Source organism: Pseudonocardia sp. (assembly GCF_050250275.1).
Taxonomy (GTDB): domain Bacteria; phylum Actinomycetota; class Actinomycetes; order Mycobacteriales; family Pseudonocardiaceae; genus Pseudonocardia.
On record NZ_JBFWOY010000011.1, the window covers coordinates 26,317 to 44,129 of the forward strand.

A 17,813-nucleotide genomic window follows, 5' to 3' on the forward strand; every position below is an offset into this window, starting at 1 on the left:
GGGGCCCGGTCGGCGCTGCGCGCGGGCGCGGTGCCGACCGTTCGCTCGCAGACGCTCGCTCATCGGTCGCCCACGGGCAGCAGCCCCAGCTGCCGCCCGAGCAACGGCTGCTCCGCCCACAGGTCCTCGTCGCGGCCCTGCCAGTAGTTGACCCACGAGCTCTGGTCGCGCAGCCGCTGGTCGACGGGGCGGTGCAGGAGGTCGAGGTCGGCGCCGTGCCCGGCGGCCTCGGCCCGCTCGACGGCGATGACCCACACACACGTCAGCTCGGGATGCACCTCGCACGCGCCGGTGGGGGAGACGCCCCCGCAGGGGCCGTTGCGCAGCTGCTTCGGACACGTCATCGGGCACGTGTAGCCGGTGGCGGGCAGGGCGCACTGCCCGCACATGCGGCAGCCGAACAGCTCCTGCTTGGTGACGCGCTCGGCGGCGGTGAACGCCCGGTACGCCCGGGGGTGGCGTTCCAGCCAGGCCCCCAGGCGGGCGTAGAGCGGGTTCGCGGCGAGCCCGGCGTGCAGCAGGTAGCCCAGCCGGGCGCCGACGCGGGGGCGGAACGGTCGCGGCCAGGCGCGGCGGGCCGTCCCTGCTGTGTCCGCCACGCCGCGCCTCCTCCGGTCGTCCGCCGCACCGAGGTTGGCAGCCGCCGGTGGGCCGCGTCATCGTGGCAGGCGGCAACGTCCCCACCAGCTCGTTGTGGTCCAGCACAGCGTTCGCGCATCCGGATCGGCTCGCCGGGGCGGCGTTCCTTCTGGCGGCACGGCGCCCGTGCGTGCACCGCTGGTGGAGCGGCTCACAACGGGACCGCGTGTCGTTTGTGGCCGCGGACAACGGGCTCCCGAGTCGTTGTGTCCCGTCACAGGCCGCAGGTACGGTCCGCGCATGGCGGTCCCGGGATCGACGGCGAGGACGCCCCGGCCCGTGCCGGCGCGCCCCACCGCCGGGCGGCGGTTCGGGGGCGTCGACGAGGCCGCGGTCCTGCGCCGCGTCGTCAGCATGTGCGGGCACCTGTCGGCCCTGGCCTCCCAGAGCAGCGAGCTGGCCGACGTGGTCACCCTGCTCGCCGACGGTGCCGCCGCCGGGGTCGTCGTCCTCGACCGCCGCCTCGACGTGCTGGCCCGCGCCGGCGTCGGCGACCGCGACATCGTCTCCGCGCTGCGCGACCAGGCCGGCGTCACCGGGCTGCAGACCGTGCTGGCCGCGGCGGCCCGCAACCGCCGCGCGCTCACCGTCCCCGGCACCGCCGGCGCCGGGTCGGCGACGATCGTCGCGCCCGTCTCGGTCGGCGAGGACGTCTCCGGCTACCTGGTGACGACGACACCGTGCCCGTCCGCGGTGCCCGCGTCGGGGGTGCCGGGTGGGGAGCTGACCGAGGACATGCGGCTGCTCGTCACCGAGCACGCCGCCATGGTGTGCGGGGTGGTGCTGGGCCGCGAGCTCGTCGTCACGGCGGCGGCCGGCCGGGCCCGTCAGGAGCTGGTCGAGGGGCTGCTGCTGGCCCGCGACCGCGACGACCCCGAGATCGACCGCTGGGCCCAGCACCTGGGCTTCGAGCCGGGTCGCGGGTACTGCGCCGTCGCGATCGGGGCCGCGGGGGACCGGGCCGCGCTGGTGTTCGGGACCGTCGAGGCCGCGGCGGCACGGCTGGTGCCCGACGCGATCGTCGCGACCCGGACCGACGAGGTCGTCGCGCTCGTCCCCGCACCGCCGGGCGGGGGCTCCCCGGTGGACGCCGCCCGCGCCCTCGCCGCCGGCTGTCTCGGCGCCACCGCGGGCCGGATGGGCCGGCGTACCCCGGTCGCGGCGGGCGTGGGCAACCCGTGCACGAGCGCCGCGGAGATCTCCCGCTCCTACACCGAGGCCCGGCACGCCCTGCTCGCCGGTGAACGCCTCGGCGGCACCGGCAGCGTCACGGCGTTCGCCGATCTCGGCATCCACCGGCTGCTGCTGCGGGTGCCCGACGTGGCCGACCTGCGCGGGTTCGCCGAGGAGGTCGTGGGCGCGCTCATCGCCGAGGAACGCAACGGCGGCATGGAGTACCTGGCGACGCTCTCGGCGTACTTCGAGCACAACAACTCCCCACGCCGGGCCGCGGAGAAGCTGCACGTGCACCCCAACACGGTGAGCTACCGGCTCCGGCGCATCGAGGAGATCACCGGGCTGTCGCTCGACGTGCGCCGCGACCGGCTGATGGCGGAGGTGGCGGTGGAGATCCTGGACGCGCTCGGAGGCAGGCGATGACCCGTCCGCGCGAGGTCCGGGACGTGCTGTCGTCGTCGGTGCTGGTGGGCGACGGCGCGATGGGCACCATGCTCCACGCGGCCGGGAACTCCCTGGACCAGGCGCTGCCCGCGCTCACCCTCACCGAGCCCGGTCTCGTCCGCACCATCCACGACAGCTACGTCGGCGCCGGCGTCGACCTGGTGCAGACCAACACCTTCGGCGCGAGCCGGCTCCGGCTGGCCGAGTACGGTGCCGCCGACGACGTCGCCCGCATCAACGCCGAGGCCGCCCGGCTGGCGCTCGAGGCCGCCGCCCGCGCCGACCGGCCGGTGTTCGTCGCCGGGTCGGTCGCGCCCGCGGTGAGCGTGCACCAGCGCCGGCGCGTCGGCGTCGACGAGCGCCGGGCCGCGATCCGTGAACAGGTCGAGGTCCTGGTCGGCGCCGGGGTCGACGTCGTCATGCTGGAGACGTTCGGGCATCTCGACGAGCTCGTCGAGGCCTCCGAGGTCGCGCTGGAGGTCGCGCGCCGCACCGGCGACGTGCCCGTCGTCGCGCAGGCCACGTTCGGCACCGACCACCACACGCTGTCCGGGCACAGCCCGCACGAGCTCGTGGCCGCCCTGGCCGGGCTGCCGCTGGCGGCGATCGGGGTGAACTGCACCCTCGGTCCGCAGGGCTGCCTCGCCGTCCTGCGCGAGCTGCGGTCGCACACCGCGATGCCGCTGACGGCGCAGCCCAACGCCGGGCTGCCGCGCCGTGTCGGGCCGGCCCGGTTCGAGTACGACGTCGACGCCGAGTACTTCGTCCGCTACACCCGCCAGCTGCTCGACGCCGGGGCCGCGCTCGTCGGCGGCTGCTGCGGCACCACGCCGGGCCAGCTCGCCGCCGCGGCCGCCGCCGTCGCCGAGTACCGCGCCCACCGACCGGCCACGGTCGTCGAGGCGTCGCCGGCCCTGCCCGCCCAGGCGTCGCGGCCGGGGCTGCTCGACTCGGCCGGCCCCCTGATCGGGGTCGAGCTCGCGGCCTCCACCACCGGCGGGGTCGACGAGACCGTCGCGCTGGCCGCCGAGCTGCGCGAGGCCGGCGCCGGGCTGGTCTGCGTCCCCGCGACCTCTGGCCCCCGCGCGCAGGTCAACTCCGTCGACCTCGCGCTGCACCTGCACCACCGCCTCGGCGTCACGACGCTCGCGAGCGTCACCACCTGGGACCGCACGATCATGGCGCTGCAGGCCGACCTGCTCGGCGCGCACGCCCTCGGCGTCCGCGGGGTGCTGTGCGAGACCGGCACCCCGCCGCTGGTCGGCGACTACCCGCACGTCGACGGGATCTGGGACGTCGACTCCCTGGGCCTGATCGAGCTGCTCGCCGGGCTCAACGAGGGCACCGACTACCACGGCCTGCGGCTCGGGACGAAGACGTCGTTCGACATCGGCGCCCGGGTCAACCCGGGCAGCCGCGACCCCGGGCGCGCCGCCGCGGGTGCGGTGGACAAGATCGCCGCGGGCGCACAGTTCCTCATCAGCCGGCCCGTCTTCGAGCCGGCGGGTCTGGAGCGGGTCGTGGAGGCCGTCGACGGGCGCGTCCCCGTCCTGGTGGCGATCCGCCCCCTCACCGGTTTCGACGAGGCCGACTACCTCGCCCACGAGGTCCCCGACGTCACGATCCCCGACACGACCCTGGCCGCGCTGGCCGCCGCGGGCCCCGACGCCGCGGCCGCCGGCGTCGACCTGGCGCTGGCCCTGGCCGAGCAGGTCCGCGCCATGACCCGCGGCATCGTCGTGACCGGCGACTCCGACGTGGCGACGACCGTCCGCCGCCTGCTGCACCCGTGAGCGGCGACCGTCGCCGCCCACGAGAGTGTCATCGGTTGCCGGTCATCTCCGCCGCGATCAGATGCTTGCGGATCTTCCCCGACGTCGTGGTCGGGAAGGCGTCGACGAACCGCCAGATCCGCGGGACCTTGTGCGGGGCGAGACGCTCCCGGCCCCACGCCACGAACGCGGCCTCGTCGGGGGCGGCGTCCGGGCGCAGCCGGACCGCGGCGCCGACCTGTTCCCCCCACAGCTCGTCGGGCACCCCGACGACGGCGACGTCGGCGATGTCGGGATGGCCGAGCAGGACCTGCTCGATCTCGCGGGGGAACACGTTCTCCCCACCCCGGATGATCATCTCCTTGAGCCGGCCCTCGATGCGGCAGTAGCCACGCCCGTCCATGCTGGCGAGGTCGCCGGTGTGCAGCCAGCCGTCGTCGTCGATCGCCTCGGCCGTCTGCTCCGGATCGCCCACGTAGCCGGTCATGGCGTGGTAGCCGCGCGTGCACAGCTCACCGACGACGCCCGGCGGGACGGGGGTGCGCCGGTCGACGGGATCCATGATCGCGACGTCGATCGCCGGGAGCGGACGCCCCAGCGTCGTGGCGCGGTCCTCGGCCGAGTCCGCGTACGGCGCGGTCATGGTGATACCGGGGGAGGCCTCGGTCTGGGCGTAGATGATCCCCATCGGCACCCCGAGGGTCTCCTCGACGCGGCGGACCAGCGCGGGCGGCACCGTCGCCCCACCGGAGAGCGCGACCCGCACCGACGACGTGTCGGTCGTCGCCATCGCGGGGTGGTCGAGGGTGGCCAGCAGCATCGTCGGCACCCCGCCGAAGAGGACGCTGCGCTCCTCCTCGATCAGCCGCAGGTAGAGAACCGGGTCGAACCAGGGCTGCAGCACGTGGGTCGCGCAGGTCCCGATCGCCGACAGGGTTGCCAGCACCGACCCGGCGGTGTGGAACATCGGCATGACGTTGACCACCGGGTCGCCGGGCCGCATGCCGAGCAGCTCGCCGTAGGACAGGCAGGCGCTGTTGACCTGGCCGCGGTGGTGCAGGACCGCGCCCTTGGGCAGACCGGTGGTGCCGGAGGTGAACTGGATCTGGGCGGCCTCGCCGGGGGAGACCACCGGCAGCGCGGCCGCCGGGTCGCCGGTGTCGACGAACTCCGCCCAGTCCTCGAACAGGACGGCTCCGCGCAGCGCCGGGAGGTCGTCCGACAGCACGGCGACCGTGTCGGCCATGGGGTTGCCGCGGTACTCGCGCACGAGGAACACCCCGGCCGCCTCCGACCGCCCGAGCACGTGGGCGACCTCCTCGCGGCGCAGCGCGGGATCGACGGTGACGAGGGTGAGACCCGCCAGCGCGGCGCCGGTCTGCAGCAGCAGCCACTCGGGCACGTTGTGGGCCCACACCGCGATCCGCTCACCCGGCGCGAAGCGGCCGAGCAGGGCACGCGCTGCGCGTTCGGCGTCGTCGAGCAGCTCGGCGTAGGTCCAGCGGCGCCGGGCGTCGCGATCCGGGACGCCCTCGACGAGCGCGACGGTGTCGGGTGCGAGCATGGCGGCGCGCTGCAGCAGCCCGCCGACGGTGAGCTCGCCGACCCGGTCGGCCCCGGTGCGTGTCCACACGGAACGGCCCGTGTCCCCGGGTGCGGCCGACTGCGCCGAGAGCGTCATGCGAGGGGTCTACCGACTGCTGCCGCGGGCCGCCAGGGTCCTCCGGCCGCCCGGGAGCCGAACGGTCGCCCGGGCCCGGGAACCCCCGGGTCCCGGGGCGTCCGGGCCGGACGAGCTCACAGGTGCCCGAGTCGTTCCCGATAGTCCCATCCGGCTCCCCGGCCCCTCACGACACGCCGCTCCCGTGCATTCACGATCGGCACAGCACGTGACATGGTCACCTGGTCGGCTGACTGGCGAGGGGGCGGATGGTCGAGCAGCTCGTCACGCGCGCCGATCCGCAACGCGTCGGCGCCACCCGGGCGCGCTCGTCGGCGGTCCCGTACGCGCCGGGGCTCGACGGCCTGCGGGCCATCGCCGTGCTCGGTGTCCTCGCCTACCACCTCGAGCTGCCGTGGGCCGGGGGCGGATTCCTCGGCGTCGAGGTCTTCTTCACCCTCAGCGGGTTCCTCGTCACCCAGCTGCTGGTCGGTGAGCTGCGCGCCCGCGGCCGGGTCGACGCCAAGGCGTTCTTCCTCGCCCGCGCCCGCCGGCTCGTCCCGGCGCTCGTCGCCTGCGTGGTCGCGACCGTCGTCGCCTACCGGCTGTTGCTACCCGGCGACGTCGGCGGGCTGCGTGGCGACGCCCTCGCCTCGCTCGGCTACGTCCAGAACTGGCACCTCGTCCTCGCCGACGTCCCCTACGGCGAGGCGTTCGCCCGCCCGTCGCCGATGCTGCACATCTGGTCACTCGGGGTGGAGGGGCAGCTCTACCTGGTCTGGCCGCTGCTGTTCGTCGGCGTCCTCGCCATGGTCGCCCGCCGCCGCGCCGCCGCGTTCGCGCTGCTGCTGGCGCTCTCGTCGGCGGTCGTCATGGCACTGCTGTTCGACCCCGACTCCAACATCCGTGTCTACTACGGCACCGACGCCCGCGCGTCGGGGTTCCTCGTCGGTGCCGCGCTCGCGCTCGTCTACGGGCCCGAGGCCTGGTCACGACGGCTGTCCGGGCCGCGCCGCACGATCGTCGACGTCGCCGGGCTCGTCGCACTCGTCGCCCTGCTGGTGGCGTTCACCCAGGCGTCCGAGTTCGACTCCGCCCTCTACACCCAGGGCGGGTTCCTGCGCACCGGGCTGCTCGCCGCCGTCGTGGTGGTCGCCGCCGCGCGCAGCGGGATCATCGGCGCCGTCCTCGGACGCGGTCCACTGATCTGGCTCGGCCGCCGCTCCTACGGCATCTACCTCTACCACTGGCCGATCTTCGTGCTGACCAGGCCGGGCATCGACATCCCCGCCCCGGCGTGGCTCGTCGACACCGGCCGGGTCGTCGCGACGCTGCTCGTGGCCGAGCTGTCCTATCGGCTGCTGGAGACGCCCGTGCGCCGCGGCGCGATCCGCAGGCTGTTCGCCCGCGCCCGCGCGGGTACCGCCGCGGCCCTGACCTGCGGCCTCCTGTGCACAGCGCTGACCGCGTGTGGTGTCGTCGCCGTGACGGGAACTCCTGTCGGCACGCCGCCCCCCTCGGCGGCGGCCGACCAGGACACCGAACCGCCCGTCGACGCCACCGGCCCGGCCACGGCCCCGACGGGCGCGCCGACGACCGGTCCGGAGCCCGCCGAACCCGCGCCGACGACCGCACCACCGGCGGGCGGAACGTTCTCCGGGCCCGTGTTCGTCGTCGGTGACTCGATCACCCTCGGCAGCGCCGGCGCGCTGCAGGCGATCCTCGGCCCGCACGCCACCGTCGACGGCAAGGTGGGCAGGCAGTTCAGCACCGCACCCGACCTCGTCGCGGGCTGGGTCGCCCGCAGCGACGGACCGGTCGTCGTCGACCTCGGCGCCAACGGCACCATCACCGCCCGCGACGTCGACGCCGTGCTGACCGCGGCGGGCGAGCGCCGTGTCGTCCTCGTCGGCATCTCGGTGCCGCGACGCTGGGCCGACGGCAACAACGTCACCCTGCGCGCCGCCGTCGCCCGGCACGCCACGCAGGCCCGGTTCGTCGACTGGGGCGCCTACGTCGCCGGCGACCCCGGCCTCGTCGGACCGGACTCGGTGCACCCCACCGTCCGCGGCCGCACCGTGCTGGCCACCGCGATCCGCGACGCGCTCACCGGCCCCTGACCGGCCGAGCGCGCCGCGTCGCGCGGCTCACCAGATGCGCACACGCTCCGCCGGCGGGGTGTAGAGCGAGTCCGACTCCTGCACGTCGAACGCCTCGTGGAACGCGTCGAGGTTGGTGACGACGGCGTTGCAGCGCAGGTCCGGCGGCGAGTGCGGGTCGATCGTGAGCCGGCGGATCGCCTCCGCGTCGCGCGTGACGGCCCGCCACACCTGCGCCCAGCCCAGCAGGACCCGCTGCAGGCCGGTGAACCCGTCGAGCTCCGGTGCCTCCTCGTCGCCCAGGGCGATCCGGTAGGCCTTCAGCGCGATCGTGAGCCCGCCGAGGTCGCCGATGTTCTCGCCGACCGTCAGGGCGCCGTTGACCTTGTGGTCGGCCAGCCCGATCGGCGACAGCGCGCTGTACTGGTCGATCAGGGCCTTCGCACGACGCTCGAACTCGGTGCGGTCGGCCGCCTGCCACCAGTCGGTCATGTTGCCGTCGCCGTCGTACTTGCTGCCCTGGTCGTCGAAGCCGTGACCGATCTCGTGGCCGATGACCGCGCCGATCCCGCCGTAGTTGGCGGCGTCGTCGGCCTCGGGGTCGAAGAACGGCGGCTGCAGGATCGCCGCCGGGAAGACGATCTCGTTCATCCGCGGGTGGTAGTAGGCGTTGACGGTCTGCGGCGTCATCAGCCACTCGTTGCGGTCGACCGGCTTGCCCAGCTTCGAGAACTGGAAGTCCGACATCCACTCGCCCGCGCGGCGGACGTTGCCCAGCAGGTCGGTCGGGTCGACCTCCAGCGCCGAATAGTCCTTCCACTCGTCGGGATAGCCGATCTTCGGGGTGAACCGCCCCAGCTTCTCCAGCGCCCGCTCGCGGGTCTGTTCGCTCATCCACTCGAGCGACGAGATCGACTGCCGGTACGCCTCGACGAGGTTGGCGACGAGCTCGACCATCCGCTCCTTGGCCGCGGGCGGGAAGTGCCGCTGCACGTAGAGCTGCCCGACCGCCTCACCCAGCGCGCCCTCGACGAGCCCGACGCCGCGCTTCCAGCGCTCCCGCAGCTCCGGCGTGCCCGACAGGGTGCGGCCGTAGAAGTCGAAGTCGGCCTCGACAAGCGCCTCGTTCAGGTAGTCGGCGCACGAGGACACCGTGCGGATCGCCAGCCACGCCTTCCACTGCTCCAGCGGACGGTCGCGCCACAGCGCCGCCGCCGCGGTCACGAACGTGGGCTGCCGGACGACGACCTCGTCGAACGCGTCGTCCGGGCCGCCCAGCGCCTGCTGCCAGACGTCCCACTCGAAGCCCGGCGCGTTCGCGGCCAGCGCCGCACCCGTCATCAACGTGTACGTCTTCTCCGCGTCGCGGTTGGTGACGCGGTCCCACGACACCGCGGCCAGCGCCGTCTCCAGCTCCATCACCGTGGCCGCCAGCGCCGCCGGCTCCTCCAGGCCCGCCAGCGCGGCGAGGCGCTCCAGGTGCGCGACGTACTTCTCGCGGATCTCGGCGTAGGAGTCCTCGCGGTAGTACGACTCGTCGGGCAGGCCCAGCCCCGACTGCGACAGGTGCACCAGATAGCGCGACGAGTCCTTCGCGTCGGTGCTGACGAACGCGCCGAACAACCCCGCCCGGCCCTCCCGCTGCCGACGGCCCAGCACCGCCGCCAGCGCCGCCGTGTCGGCCGCCTCGGAGACCTCGGCGAGCAGCGGCCGCAGCGGCTCGGTGCCCAGCTTCTCGATCCGCTCGACGTCCATGAACGACGTGTAGAGGTCGCCCACGCGGCGGGCCTCGGAACCGGGCGCGGCATCGGCGGCCGCGCACTCCTCGACGATCGCCCGCACGTCGGCCTCGGCGTTGTCGCGCAAGGCGTGGAAGGCGCCGTCCTGCGACCGGTCGGCCGGGATCTCGTGGGTGCGCAGCCACTGTCCGTTGAGGTAGCCGAACAGGTCGTCCTGCGGACGGATCCCGGTGTCGACCCAGCGCAGGTCGAGCCCGGACCGCTGCGTGGAAGTCGGGGAGGGCGGGGAGGTCGTCATGGCGCCATTCTGCCCCGCCCCCACGACATTCGGGGGCGATCACCGTTCGCCTACGGTGGACACATGGTCGAGGCGGAGGCAGGTCCGTCGGCACGTCCGGAGCCGACGGGGCTGCAACGCCCGCTCGCGCTGCTCGTCGCCGGCGCGTTCTTCATGGAGATCCTCGACGGCACCGTCATCGCCCCGGCCGCGCCGCACATCGCCGCCGACCTCGGGGTCGGCGCGGTCGACGTCAACGTCGCGATCACCGGCTACCTGCTCACCCTCGCCGTGCTCATCCCGATCAGCGGATGGCTCGCCGACCGGTTCGGCGCCCGCCGGGTCTTCAGCGCCGCGCTGGTGATCTTCACCCTCGCCTCGGCGGGCTGCGCGATGGCGCCGACCCTGCCCGTCCTCACCGCGACCCGGGTGCTGCAGGGCATCGGCGGCGCGCTGATGGTGCCGGTCGGGCGGCTGGTCGTGCTGCGGACGACGCCCAAACGGGACCTGGTGCGCGCCATCGCCTTTCTCACCTGGCCGGCCCTCGCCGCGCCCGTCATCGCACCGGCCCTGGGCGGGCTGCTCGCCGAGTACGCGTCGTGGCGCTGGATCTTCATCGTCAACGTGCCGCTGGGGATCGCCGCGCTCGTCCTCGCCCTGCGGATCGTCCCCGACGTGCGGGCGCCGCGGCGCGACCCGCTCGACTGGCGCGGGTTCGTGCTCACCGCGGGCGGGGCGGCGGCGCTCGTCGTCGGCCTGGAGAGCGTCGGCGGCGGTCGTTGGGCCTCGGCGGTCACGGGCCTCGCCCTCGCCGCGGTGCTGCTCACCGCGGCCGTGCTCTACCTGCTGCGGGCCCGCCGCCGCCCCCTGCTCGACCTGCGGGTGCTGCGCGTCGCCACCTACCGGCTCACCGCCTCGGGCGGCTCGGTCTACCGGATGGTCATCACCGCGATCCCGTTCCTGCTGCCGCTGCTGTTCCAGCTGGGCTTCGGCTGGTCGGCCGCGCAAGCCGGGCTCGTGGTGATCGCGCTGTTCGTCGGCAACGTCGCCATCAAGCCCGCGACGACACCGCTCATGCGCCGCTTCGGGATCCGCACCCTCGTGCTGTTCTCGATCGCCGCGTCGGCGGCCTGCCTGGTGGGCATGGTGTTCCTGACCGGGTCGACGCCGCTGGTCGTCGTGCTGCTCCTGCTGCTCGTCAGCGGCATCGTCCGGTCGACCGGGTTCACCGCCTACAACAGCGTCGCCTACGCCGACGTCGAGCCCGACCGGATGACCGGCGCCAACACCCTGATGTCGACGTTGCAGGAGCTCGGGGCCGGCCTCGGCGTCGCGGTGGGCGCCCTGTTCGTGCGCCTCGGCGACCCCCTCGGGCAGCTCACCGGTCTGTCCGGCAGCCCCGCCACGCCCTACCGGATCGCGTTCGTGCTGCTCGTGCTCGTGCTGCTGGTCCCGGCGGCGGAGGCGCTGCGGCTCTCGCGCACCGCGGGCGACGTCGTGACCGGCAGGGCCTGAGGATCAGACCGACCGCGCGAACGGCACCCCGGGGTCGGGCGCCGGGGTGTTGACGGCCAGATGCACCGTCGGCGCACCGCCCGCGTTCCAGTTGCGGTGCGCCACACCGGCCGGGAACACCACCAGGCTGCCCGCGGGCGCGTCGAACACCCGGCCGTCGACCTCGATGCTCATCGTGCCCTCCAGCACCCAGAACACCTGGTCAACCTCGTGGGTGTGCAGTCCCGCGGGTGACCCGCCGCCCGGCGGCGTCCGGATCCAGTCGACGTGGCACGTGGACGCACCGGTCGCCTGCCCGATGAGGTTCTGCGAGAACCGGTCGCCCACGCCCGTCGCGGCCAGCGCGTCGGCGTCCACGCGACGCAGGTACGGGTTCTCGGTCATCGGCGCTCCTGTCGGTTCGCGCCCCCGCACCGGCGCGAGGACGACGTCCACCCTCGCACCCGCGGCCCCGCGGGCGGTGTGACGACGGTCTCCACCGACGCTCGGTCAGCGCTGGTTCACCGACTCCTCCGCCGTCTTCAGCCACTCGCGCCACTGGTCGGCCTGCTCGCGGGCCTGCCGCGCCCGCTTCGCGTCGCCCGCCGCCTCGGCCTTCTCCGCCTGCGACTCGAACTGCGCCACCCGGTCGCGGAACTGAGCCACCCGCGCCTCGGCCTCCGGGTCGGTGCGCCGCCACTGCCGGTCGACCGCGTCGCGGACCCGCTCCTCGACCGCACGCAGCGCCGACTCCAACGGCCGCATGTCGTCGCGGGGGACCTTGCCGATCGCCTCCCAGCGCTCCTGGACGTCGCGCAGCGCCGCGCGGGCCGAGTCGGGATCGTCGGTGTCGATCTTCTCGGCCTCCGCGAGCAGCGCCCGCTTCGCGTCGGCGTTGGCACCGAACTCCGCGTCACGCTCGCTGAACACCTGCGTGCGGCGGGAGAAGAACTGGTCCTGGGCACCGCGGAACCGCTGCCACAGCGCGTCGTCGGCGTCCTTCTGGGCGCGGCCCGCCGCCTTCCACTCGGCCATCAGCTCGCGGTAGCGCGCCGCCGTCGGACCCCACTCCGTGGACTCGACGAGCTGCTCGGCCTCCGCGGCCAGCTCCTCCTTGCGCGCCTTGGCCGTGGCCCGCTGCCGGTCGAGATCGGCGAAGTGCGACCCGCGGCGCCGGTTGAACGCCTCACGCGCCCGGGAGTACCGCTTCCACAGCGCCTCGTCGGTACGGCGGTCGATGCCCTTGATCGTGCGCCACTCGTCGAGGATCGCCTTGAACCGGTCGCCCGCCTGCTTCCACTGCGAGGCCTCGGCGGCCAGCGTCTCGGCCTCCGCCGCGAGCGCCTCCTTGCGTGCCACGGCCGCCTCGCGCTGCGCCGAGCGGGCCGAACGTGCCGCGCCGACGTGCTCCTCGGCCACCGTGACCAGCTGGGCGACGTGCGTCGACAGCGACTCCACGTCGCCGACGACGGCCGCCTCCGGCAGCGAGTCGCGCAGCGCCGTCGCGCTGTGCAGGGCCTGCTTCGGGTCGCCCCCACCGGCCGCGAGCCGGTTGGTGAGCAGCTCGGCCTCGGTGCGCAGGTCGTCGAACCGGCGGGCGAAGTGGGCCAGGCCCTCCTGCGGCGCACCGGCCTGCCACGAGCCGACCTCGCGCTCACCCGACGACGTCACCAGGAAGACCCGGCCCTCGTCGTCGACCCGGCCCCAGCGGGCGGGGTCGGCGCTCGCCTCGGGTACCGCGATGGCGTGCGCCGCGGGCACCGCCGCGACCGGTGTCGGCTCCGCGGCGGCCACCTCCGCGGGCGAGGCCTCCGCCGCCGGGGTGACCGCCGGGCGGGGCGGCGGGACCGGACGCGGACGCCCACCCGGCGGCGGGCCGGGCAGCGGCGCGCGGGGCGCGGGCGGCGGGCCGGGGACCGGCCGCGGCGGGGCGGCCACCGTGCTGCGGGCGGGCTCGGCCTGCTCCTGCCCGGAAGCGGTGCCGGGCCCGCCGGCCCGGGGCTCGGCGTTCTCGGGCCCGCCGGCGCGGGGCTCGGCGTTCTCGGGCCTGCCGGCCTGGGGCTCGGCGTTCTCGGGCCTGCCCGCCTGGGGCTCGGCGTTCTCGGGAGCGTCCGTCTGCTGCTCGGGCTCGGTGGCGGGCGGCGCTCCGGCCGCGGCGGCCTCCGTCCCCGTCCCGTCCCCGCTGTACGCCTGCTGGTCCGACACCCGTGCCTCCCTCGTCAGGCCCGCCCCTGCGGGGTGGGCGCTCCGCCGAGGCGGAGCCCGTTGCACATCGCGGAGCCGATCGGCGTCACGACCGGCCCGTCGCAGCGATTCAAACAGGTAACCGCACGTACGGGAACCGCTCGCCCGGGTCTCGCCGCCAGCGGGCGCTGCGGGGCGACGAGTCGCGGCGGTGACGGGACGCGGGCACCGTCGCGGGATGGCTACGCTCGCAGCCGTGATCTCCGCGGTGGCCGTCCTGCCCCAGCCGCCCCTGCTGGTGCCCGAGCTCGCGGGTGCCGCCGCGGCCGAGACCGCCGGCATGCGCGACGCGGTCCTCGACGCCGCCGCCGGGCTGGCCGCGCGGGCCCCGCGCTGGGTCGCCGTCGGTGCCGACGCCGGCGGCCGGCGCACCGTCGCGTCCGACGCCGCCGGGACGTTCCTCGGGTTCGGGGTCGACGTCCGGGTCGCGCTCGACACCTCGGCCTGCCTGTCCGGGACCGTCGACGCCGACCTGCCGCTGCCGTTGCTCGTCGCCGGCTGGGCCGCGGCGTCGACGGGTGCGGCGGTGACCGTCCGCGGCGAGCTGGTCGCCCCCGACGTCCCGACCGTCGACGCGCTCGCGCTGGGCCGGGAGCTCGCCGCCGCCGACGATGCCGGGCCGATCGGGCTGCTCGTCGTCGGCGACGGCGCCGCCACCCACACCGAGAAGGCTCCCGGCCACCTCGACCCCCGCGCCGCCGAGTTCGACGCGGGGGTCGCCGCCGCCCTCGCCCGCGCCGACACCGACGCCCTCGCCGCCCTCGACCCCGCGCTCGCCGCGCAGCTCTGGGCCGTCGGCCGGGCGCCGTGGCAGGTCCTCGCGGGGGCCGCGGCCGGCCGCCGGTGGGACGCCGAGCTGCTGTGCTCGGTGGCGCCCTTCGGCGTGGCCTACCACGTTGCCTTCTGGACGCCCCGGTGAGCGGGCCGCCGCTGATCGCCGTCGTCGGGCCCACCGCCACCGGCAAGTCCGACCTCGGCCTCGCGCTCGCCGAGAAGCTCGGCGGCGAGGTGGTCAACGCCGACGCGATGCAGCTCTACCGCGGCATGGACGTCGGTACGGCCAAGCTCACCGCGTCCGAACGCCGCGGCGTGCCCCACCACCTCCTCGACGTCCTCGACGTCACCGACACCGCGTCGGTCGCCGCCTACCAGCGCGAGGCCCGCGCCGTCGTCGAACGGCTGCGCGCGGACGGCCGCACCCCCGTGCTCGTCGGCGGCTCCGGGCTCTACGTGCAGGCCGTCCTCGACGAGCTCGAGTTCCCCGGCACCGACCCCGGGATCCGCGCACGCCTGGAGGACGAGCTCGCCGAACAGGGGTCCGGCGCCCTGCACACGCGCCTGGCCGGGCTCGACCCCGCCGCCGCGGCCGCGGTCCTGCCCAGCAACGGACGGCGCATCGTCCGGGCCCTGGAGGTCATCGAGCTCACCGGCCGGCCCTTCACCGCGACCATGCCGCGCATCGGCGCCCCCCGCTACGACGCCGTCCTCGTCGGGGTCGACCGTGACGTCGCCGACCTCGACGAGCGGGTCGCCACCCGCGTCGGGCTCATGATGGCGGCCGGCCTCGTCGACGAGACCCGCGCACTGCTCGACCGCGGCCTGCGCGAGGGCCGCACCGCCTCCCGGGCGCTCGGCTACCAGCAGGTCGTCGAGGCCCTCGACGGCGGCTCCCCGATGGCCGAGGCCGCCGAGCGCACCGTCGTCGCCACCCGGCGGTTCGTGCGCCGGCAGCGCTCCTGGTTCCGCCGCGACCACCGCATCCGCTGGTTCGACGGGGCGGCCCCCGACCTCACCGCCCAGGTGGTGGCGTCGATACCCTGCGGCCCGTGAGCAGCGGAATCCGGTTCGCGAAGGGCCACGGCACCGAGAACGACTTCGTCGTCCTCCCCGACCCCGACGGCGCGCTCGACCTCACCCCCGCGCGCGTCGCCGCCCTGTGCGACCGTCGCCGCGGCCTCGGCGCCGACGGGGTGCTGCGCGTCGTCCGCTGGGCCGCCGCCGGGCCCGACGCCCCCGCCGCCGAACCGGGCGTCGAGTGGTTCATGGACTACCGCAACGGCGACGGCAGCGTCGCCGAGATGTGCGGCAACGGCGTCCGCGTCTTCGCCCGCCACCTCGCCCTCGACGGCCTGCTGCCCGGCGGCGCGGGCGAGCACGTCATCGGCACCCGCGGGGGAACGCGCACCGTCCGCTTCGCCGGTGGCGACGGCGCCGCCGGCGAGGTGTCGGTCGGGATGGGCGTCGCGCGGGTCGGCGCCGAGAGCACCGCGACCGTGCGCGGGCACGCCTACACCGGGGTCGCCGTCGACGTCGGCAACCCGCACCTGGCCTGCGTCACCACCGCCGACATCGGCGGGCTCGACCTGCGCGTGCCACCCGGGCACGACCCGGCGCTGTTCCCGCACGGGGTGAACGTCGAGTTCGTGACCCCGCTGGTGGACGGTGGCGCCGAGGTCGCCATGCGCGTGCACGAGCGGGGTGTGGGGGAGACCCGTTCCTGCGGCACCGGGACCGTCGCCGCCGTCGTCGCCGCCCTGCGCGGGGCGGGCCGTGAATCCGGAGACGTGCGCGTCGCCACCCCGGGTGGGCGGTTGCGCGTCACCGTCGACACCGACGGCACCACCGTCCTGCACGGGCCCGCCGTCGTCCTCGCCCGCGGCGAGCTCGACCGTGCCTGGTGGGACGGGCTCGACACCGGCGCCGTCACCCACAACGGGTGACCCTCGCCCCGTCGCCGCCCAATGCGGCGGACACCGTCGTCGCGACGTGGGAGGATGGGACCCACGATGACTGAATCGCGACTCGACATCTCCGCCATGGTCACCTCTCGCACCGACGACCCCCGCCGCGCCGCGGCGGCGGCCGGACCCGGGGGCCGTGAGCCGTCGACGGGCGACATGGACCTCGAGGAGCGGTCGTCCCTGCGGCGGGTCGTGGGCCTGTCCACCGAGCTCACCGACGTCACCGAGGTCGAGTACCGGCAGCTGCGCCTCGAACGCGTCGTGCTCGTCGGCGTCTGGACCTCGGGCACCGCCGCGCAGGCCGAGGCATCCATGGTGGAGCTGGCGCGCCTCGCCGAGACCGCCGGCTCCGAGGTGCTCGACGGCCTCGTCCAGCGGCGCGCCCGTCCCGACCCCGCCACCTTCATCGGCTCCGGCAAGGTCGACGAGCTGCGCGACGCCGTCCAGCTCGCCGGCGCCGACACCGTGATCGCCGACGGCGAGCTCTCACCGGGCCAGCTGCGCCAGCTGGAGGAGAAGCTCAAGGTCAAGGTGATCGACCGGACCGCGCTGATCCTCGACATCTTCGCCCAGCACGCCCGCTCCCGCGACGGCAAGGCCCAGGTCGAGCTGGCCCAGCTGTCCTACCTGCTGCCGCGCCTGCGCGGCTGGGGCGAGGCCCTGTCGCGGCAGGTCGGTGGCCGGGCCGCGGGCGGTGTCGGCATCGGTGGCCGTGGCCCCGGTGAGACCAAGATCGAGCTCGACCGTCGCCGCATCCGCCACCGCATGTCCAAGCTGCGCCGCGAGATCGCCGCCATGCGCACCGTCCGCGACACCCAGCGCGGGTCGCGGCGGCGCAACGAGACGCCCGGCGTCGCCATCGTCGGCTACACCAACGCCGGCAAGTCCAGCCTGCTCAACGCCCTCACCGACGCCGGGGTCCTCGTGGAGGACGCGCTGTTCGCCACCCTCGACCCGACCACGCGTCGTGCCGAGACACCCGACGGGCGCGCCTACACCCTCACCGACACCGTCGGGTTCGTGCGCCACCTGCCCCACCAGCTCGTCGAGGCGTTCCGGTCGACGCTGGAGGAGACGGCGCAGGCCGACCTGCTGGTCCACGTCGTCGACGCCTCGGACCCGCTGCCCGAGGACCAGATCGCCGCCGTGCGCAAGGTCCTCGTCGAGGTCGGTGAGGAGCAGCAGGGGCGGATGCCCCCGGAGCTGCTCGTCGTCAACAAGGTCGACGCCGCGGGCGACCTGCAGCTCGCCCGGCTGCGCCACCTGCTGCCCGACGCCGTGTTCGTCTCCGCCCACCGCGGCGACGGCATCGCGCTGCTCGCCCGGCGCATCGCCGAGCTCCTGCCCAACCCCGAGGTCGAGGTCGACCTGCTGCTGCCCTACACGCAGGGCTCGCTCGTCGCCCGTATCCACTCCGAGGGCATCGTCATCGAGGAGGAACACGTGGCCGACGGCACCAGGCTGCGCGCCCGCGTCGGCCCCGAGCTCGCCACGGCGGTCGCGGCCTTCACGGCGGCACCCCGATGAG

The 17,813-nt window shown here is 75.2% G+C and carries 13 protein-coding genes; 8 read left to right on the forward strand and 5 right to left on the reverse strand.

Annotation, left to right across the window (positions count from 1 at the left end; all coding sequences use genetic code 11):
- Positions 1–59: 59 nt before the first annotated feature.
- The gene (locus AB7F12_RS12200; protein WP_428499598.1) at positions 60–599 is read right to left on the reverse strand and encodes a methylenetetrahydrofolate reductase C-terminal domain-containing protein; all 540 of its coding nucleotides are present in this window, start codon (positions 597–599) and stop codon (positions 60–62) included.
- 280 nt (positions 600–879) lie between these two features.
- Here AB7F12_RS12200 and AB7F12_RS12205 point away from each other — a divergent pair, with 280 nt between their 5' ends.
- Positions 880–2,238, forward strand: a complete 1,359-nt coding sequence (locus tag AB7F12_RS12205) for a PucR family transcriptional regulator (protein WP_428499597.1) — start codon at positions 880–882, stop codon at positions 2,236–2,238.
- A complete protein-coding gene (locus tag AB7F12_RS12210) occupies positions 2,235–4,052 on the forward strand; it encodes a bifunctional homocysteine S-methyltransferase/methylenetetrahydrofolate reductase (RefSeq protein ID WP_428499596.1) in 1,818 nt (605 codons plus the stop codon). Before AB7F12_RS12205 ends, AB7F12_RS12210 begins: the two co-directional genes overlap by 4 nt.
- Before the next feature lie 28 nt (positions 4,053–4,080).
- Here the strand turns inward: AB7F12_RS12210 and AB7F12_RS12215 are convergent, their stop codons facing one another.
- Positions 4,081–5,712, reverse strand: coding sequence for an AMP-binding protein (locus AB7F12_RS12215; protein WP_428499595.1), 1,632 nt, complete (start codon positions 5,710–5,712; stop codon positions 4,081–4,083).
- Between the two features lie 248 nt (positions 5,713–5,960).
- On the opposite strand from AB7F12_RS12215, the gene AB7F12_RS12220 reads away from it, so the two are divergent.
- Complete coding sequence (locus AB7F12_RS12220; protein WP_428499594.1) at positions 5,961–7,811, forward strand: acyltransferase family protein; 1,851 nt, start codon at positions 5,961–5,963, stop codon at positions 7,809–7,811.
- A 27-nt stretch (positions 7,812–7,838) separates the two neighbouring features.
- Here the strand turns inward: AB7F12_RS12220 and AB7F12_RS12225 are convergent, their stop codons facing one another.
- Positions 7,839–9,827 carry a M13 family metallopeptidase gene (locus AB7F12_RS12225; protein ID WP_428499593.1) on the reverse strand — a complete coding sequence of 663 codons (1,989 nt, stop codon included), beginning with the start codon at positions 9,825–9,827 and terminating at the stop codon, positions 7,839–7,841.
- A 63-nt stretch (positions 9,828–9,890) separates the two neighbouring features.
- On the opposite strand from AB7F12_RS12225, the gene AB7F12_RS12230 reads away from it, so the two are divergent.
- Positions 9,891–11,321, forward strand: coding sequence for a DHA2 family efflux MFS transporter permease subunit (locus AB7F12_RS12230; protein ID WP_428499592.1), 1,431 nt, complete (start codon positions 9,891–9,893; stop codon positions 11,319–11,321).
- A 3-nt stretch (positions 11,322–11,324) separates the two neighbouring features.
- On the opposite strand, the gene AB7F12_RS12235 is transcribed toward AB7F12_RS12230, so the two are convergent.
- The gene (locus AB7F12_RS12235; protein ID WP_428499591.1) at positions 11,325–11,705 is read right to left on the reverse strand and encodes a cupin domain-containing protein; all 381 of its coding nucleotides are present in this window, start codon (positions 11,703–11,705) and stop codon (positions 11,325–11,327) included.
- Between the two features lie 105 nt (positions 11,706–11,810).
- Positions 11,811–13,094: a DUF349 domain-containing protein gene (locus AB7F12_RS12240; RefSeq protein ID WP_428499619.1), complete on the reverse strand. Its 1,284-nt coding sequence runs from the start codon at positions 13,092–13,094 to the stop codon at positions 11,811–11,813.
- Between the two features lie 628 nt (positions 13,095–13,722).
- Between AB7F12_RS12240 and AB7F12_RS12245 the strand changes: the two genes are divergently transcribed.
- The 4 genes from AB7F12_RS12245 (at position 13,723) to hflX (ending at position 17,812) form a co-directional block, all read left to right on the forward strand.
- Positions 13,723–14,463, forward strand: coding sequence for a hypothetical protein (locus AB7F12_RS12245; protein ID WP_428499590.1), 741 nt, complete (start codon positions 13,723–13,725; stop codon positions 14,461–14,463).
- Positions 14,460–15,374: a tRNA (adenosine(37)-N6)-dimethylallyltransferase MiaA gene (gene miaA / locus AB7F12_RS12250; protein WP_428499589.1), complete on the forward strand. Its 915-nt coding sequence runs from the start codon at positions 14,460–14,462 to the stop codon at positions 15,372–15,374. Before AB7F12_RS12245 ends, miaA begins: the two co-directional genes overlap by 4 nt.
- A complete protein-coding gene (gene dapF / locus AB7F12_RS12255; RefSeq protein WP_428499588.1) occupies positions 15,371–16,264 on the forward strand; it encodes a diaminopimelate epimerase in 894 nt (297 codons plus the stop codon). The genes miaA and dapF overlap by 4 nt, the downstream gene beginning before the upstream one ends.
- Positions 16,265–16,441: 177 nt before the next feature.
- Positions 16,442–17,812, forward strand: a complete 1,371-nt coding sequence (gene hflX / locus AB7F12_RS12260; protein ID WP_428516525.1) for a GTPase HflX — start codon at positions 16,442–16,444, stop codon at positions 17,810–17,812.
- Position 17,813 lies beyond the last annotated feature (1 nt).

Bases quoted from the DNA above. Each gene is read 5' to 3' on its own strand.
- AB7F12_RS12205 (WP_428499597.1), top strand. From the start codon at position 880: ATGGCGGTCCCGGGATCGACGGCGAGGACGCCCCGGCCCGTGCCGGCG.
- AB7F12_RS12210 (WP_428499596.1), top strand. From the start codon at position 2,235: ATGACCCGTCCGCGCGAGGTCCGGGACGTGCTGTCGTCGTCGGTGCTG.
- AB7F12_RS12215 (WP_428499595.1), bottom strand. From the start codon at position 5,712: ATGACGCTCTCGGCGCAGTCGGCCGCACCCGGGGACACGGGCCGTTCC.
- AB7F12_RS12220 (WP_428499594.1), top strand. From the start codon at position 5,961: ATGGTCGAGCAGCTCGTCACGCGCGCCGATCCGCAACGCGTCGGCGCC.
- AB7F12_RS12225 (WP_428499593.1), bottom strand. From the start codon at position 9,827: ATGACGACCTCCCCGCCCTCCCCGACTTCCACGCAGCGGTCCGGGCTC.
- AB7F12_RS12230 (WP_428499592.1), top strand. From the start codon at position 9,891: ATGGTCGAGGCGGAGGCAGGTCCGTCGGCACGTCCGGAGCCGACGGGG.
- AB7F12_RS12235 (WP_428499591.1), bottom strand. From the start codon at position 11,705: ATGACCGAGAACCCGTACCTGCGTCGCGTGGACGCCGACGCGCTGGCC.
- AB7F12_RS12245 (WP_428499590.1), top strand. From the start codon at position 13,723: ATGGCTACGCTCGCAGCCGTGATCTCCGCGGTGGCCGTCCTGCCCCAG.
- hflX (WP_428516525.1), top strand. From the start codon at position 16,442: ATGGACCTCGAGGAGCGGTCGTCCCTGCGGCGGGTCGTGGGCCTGTCC.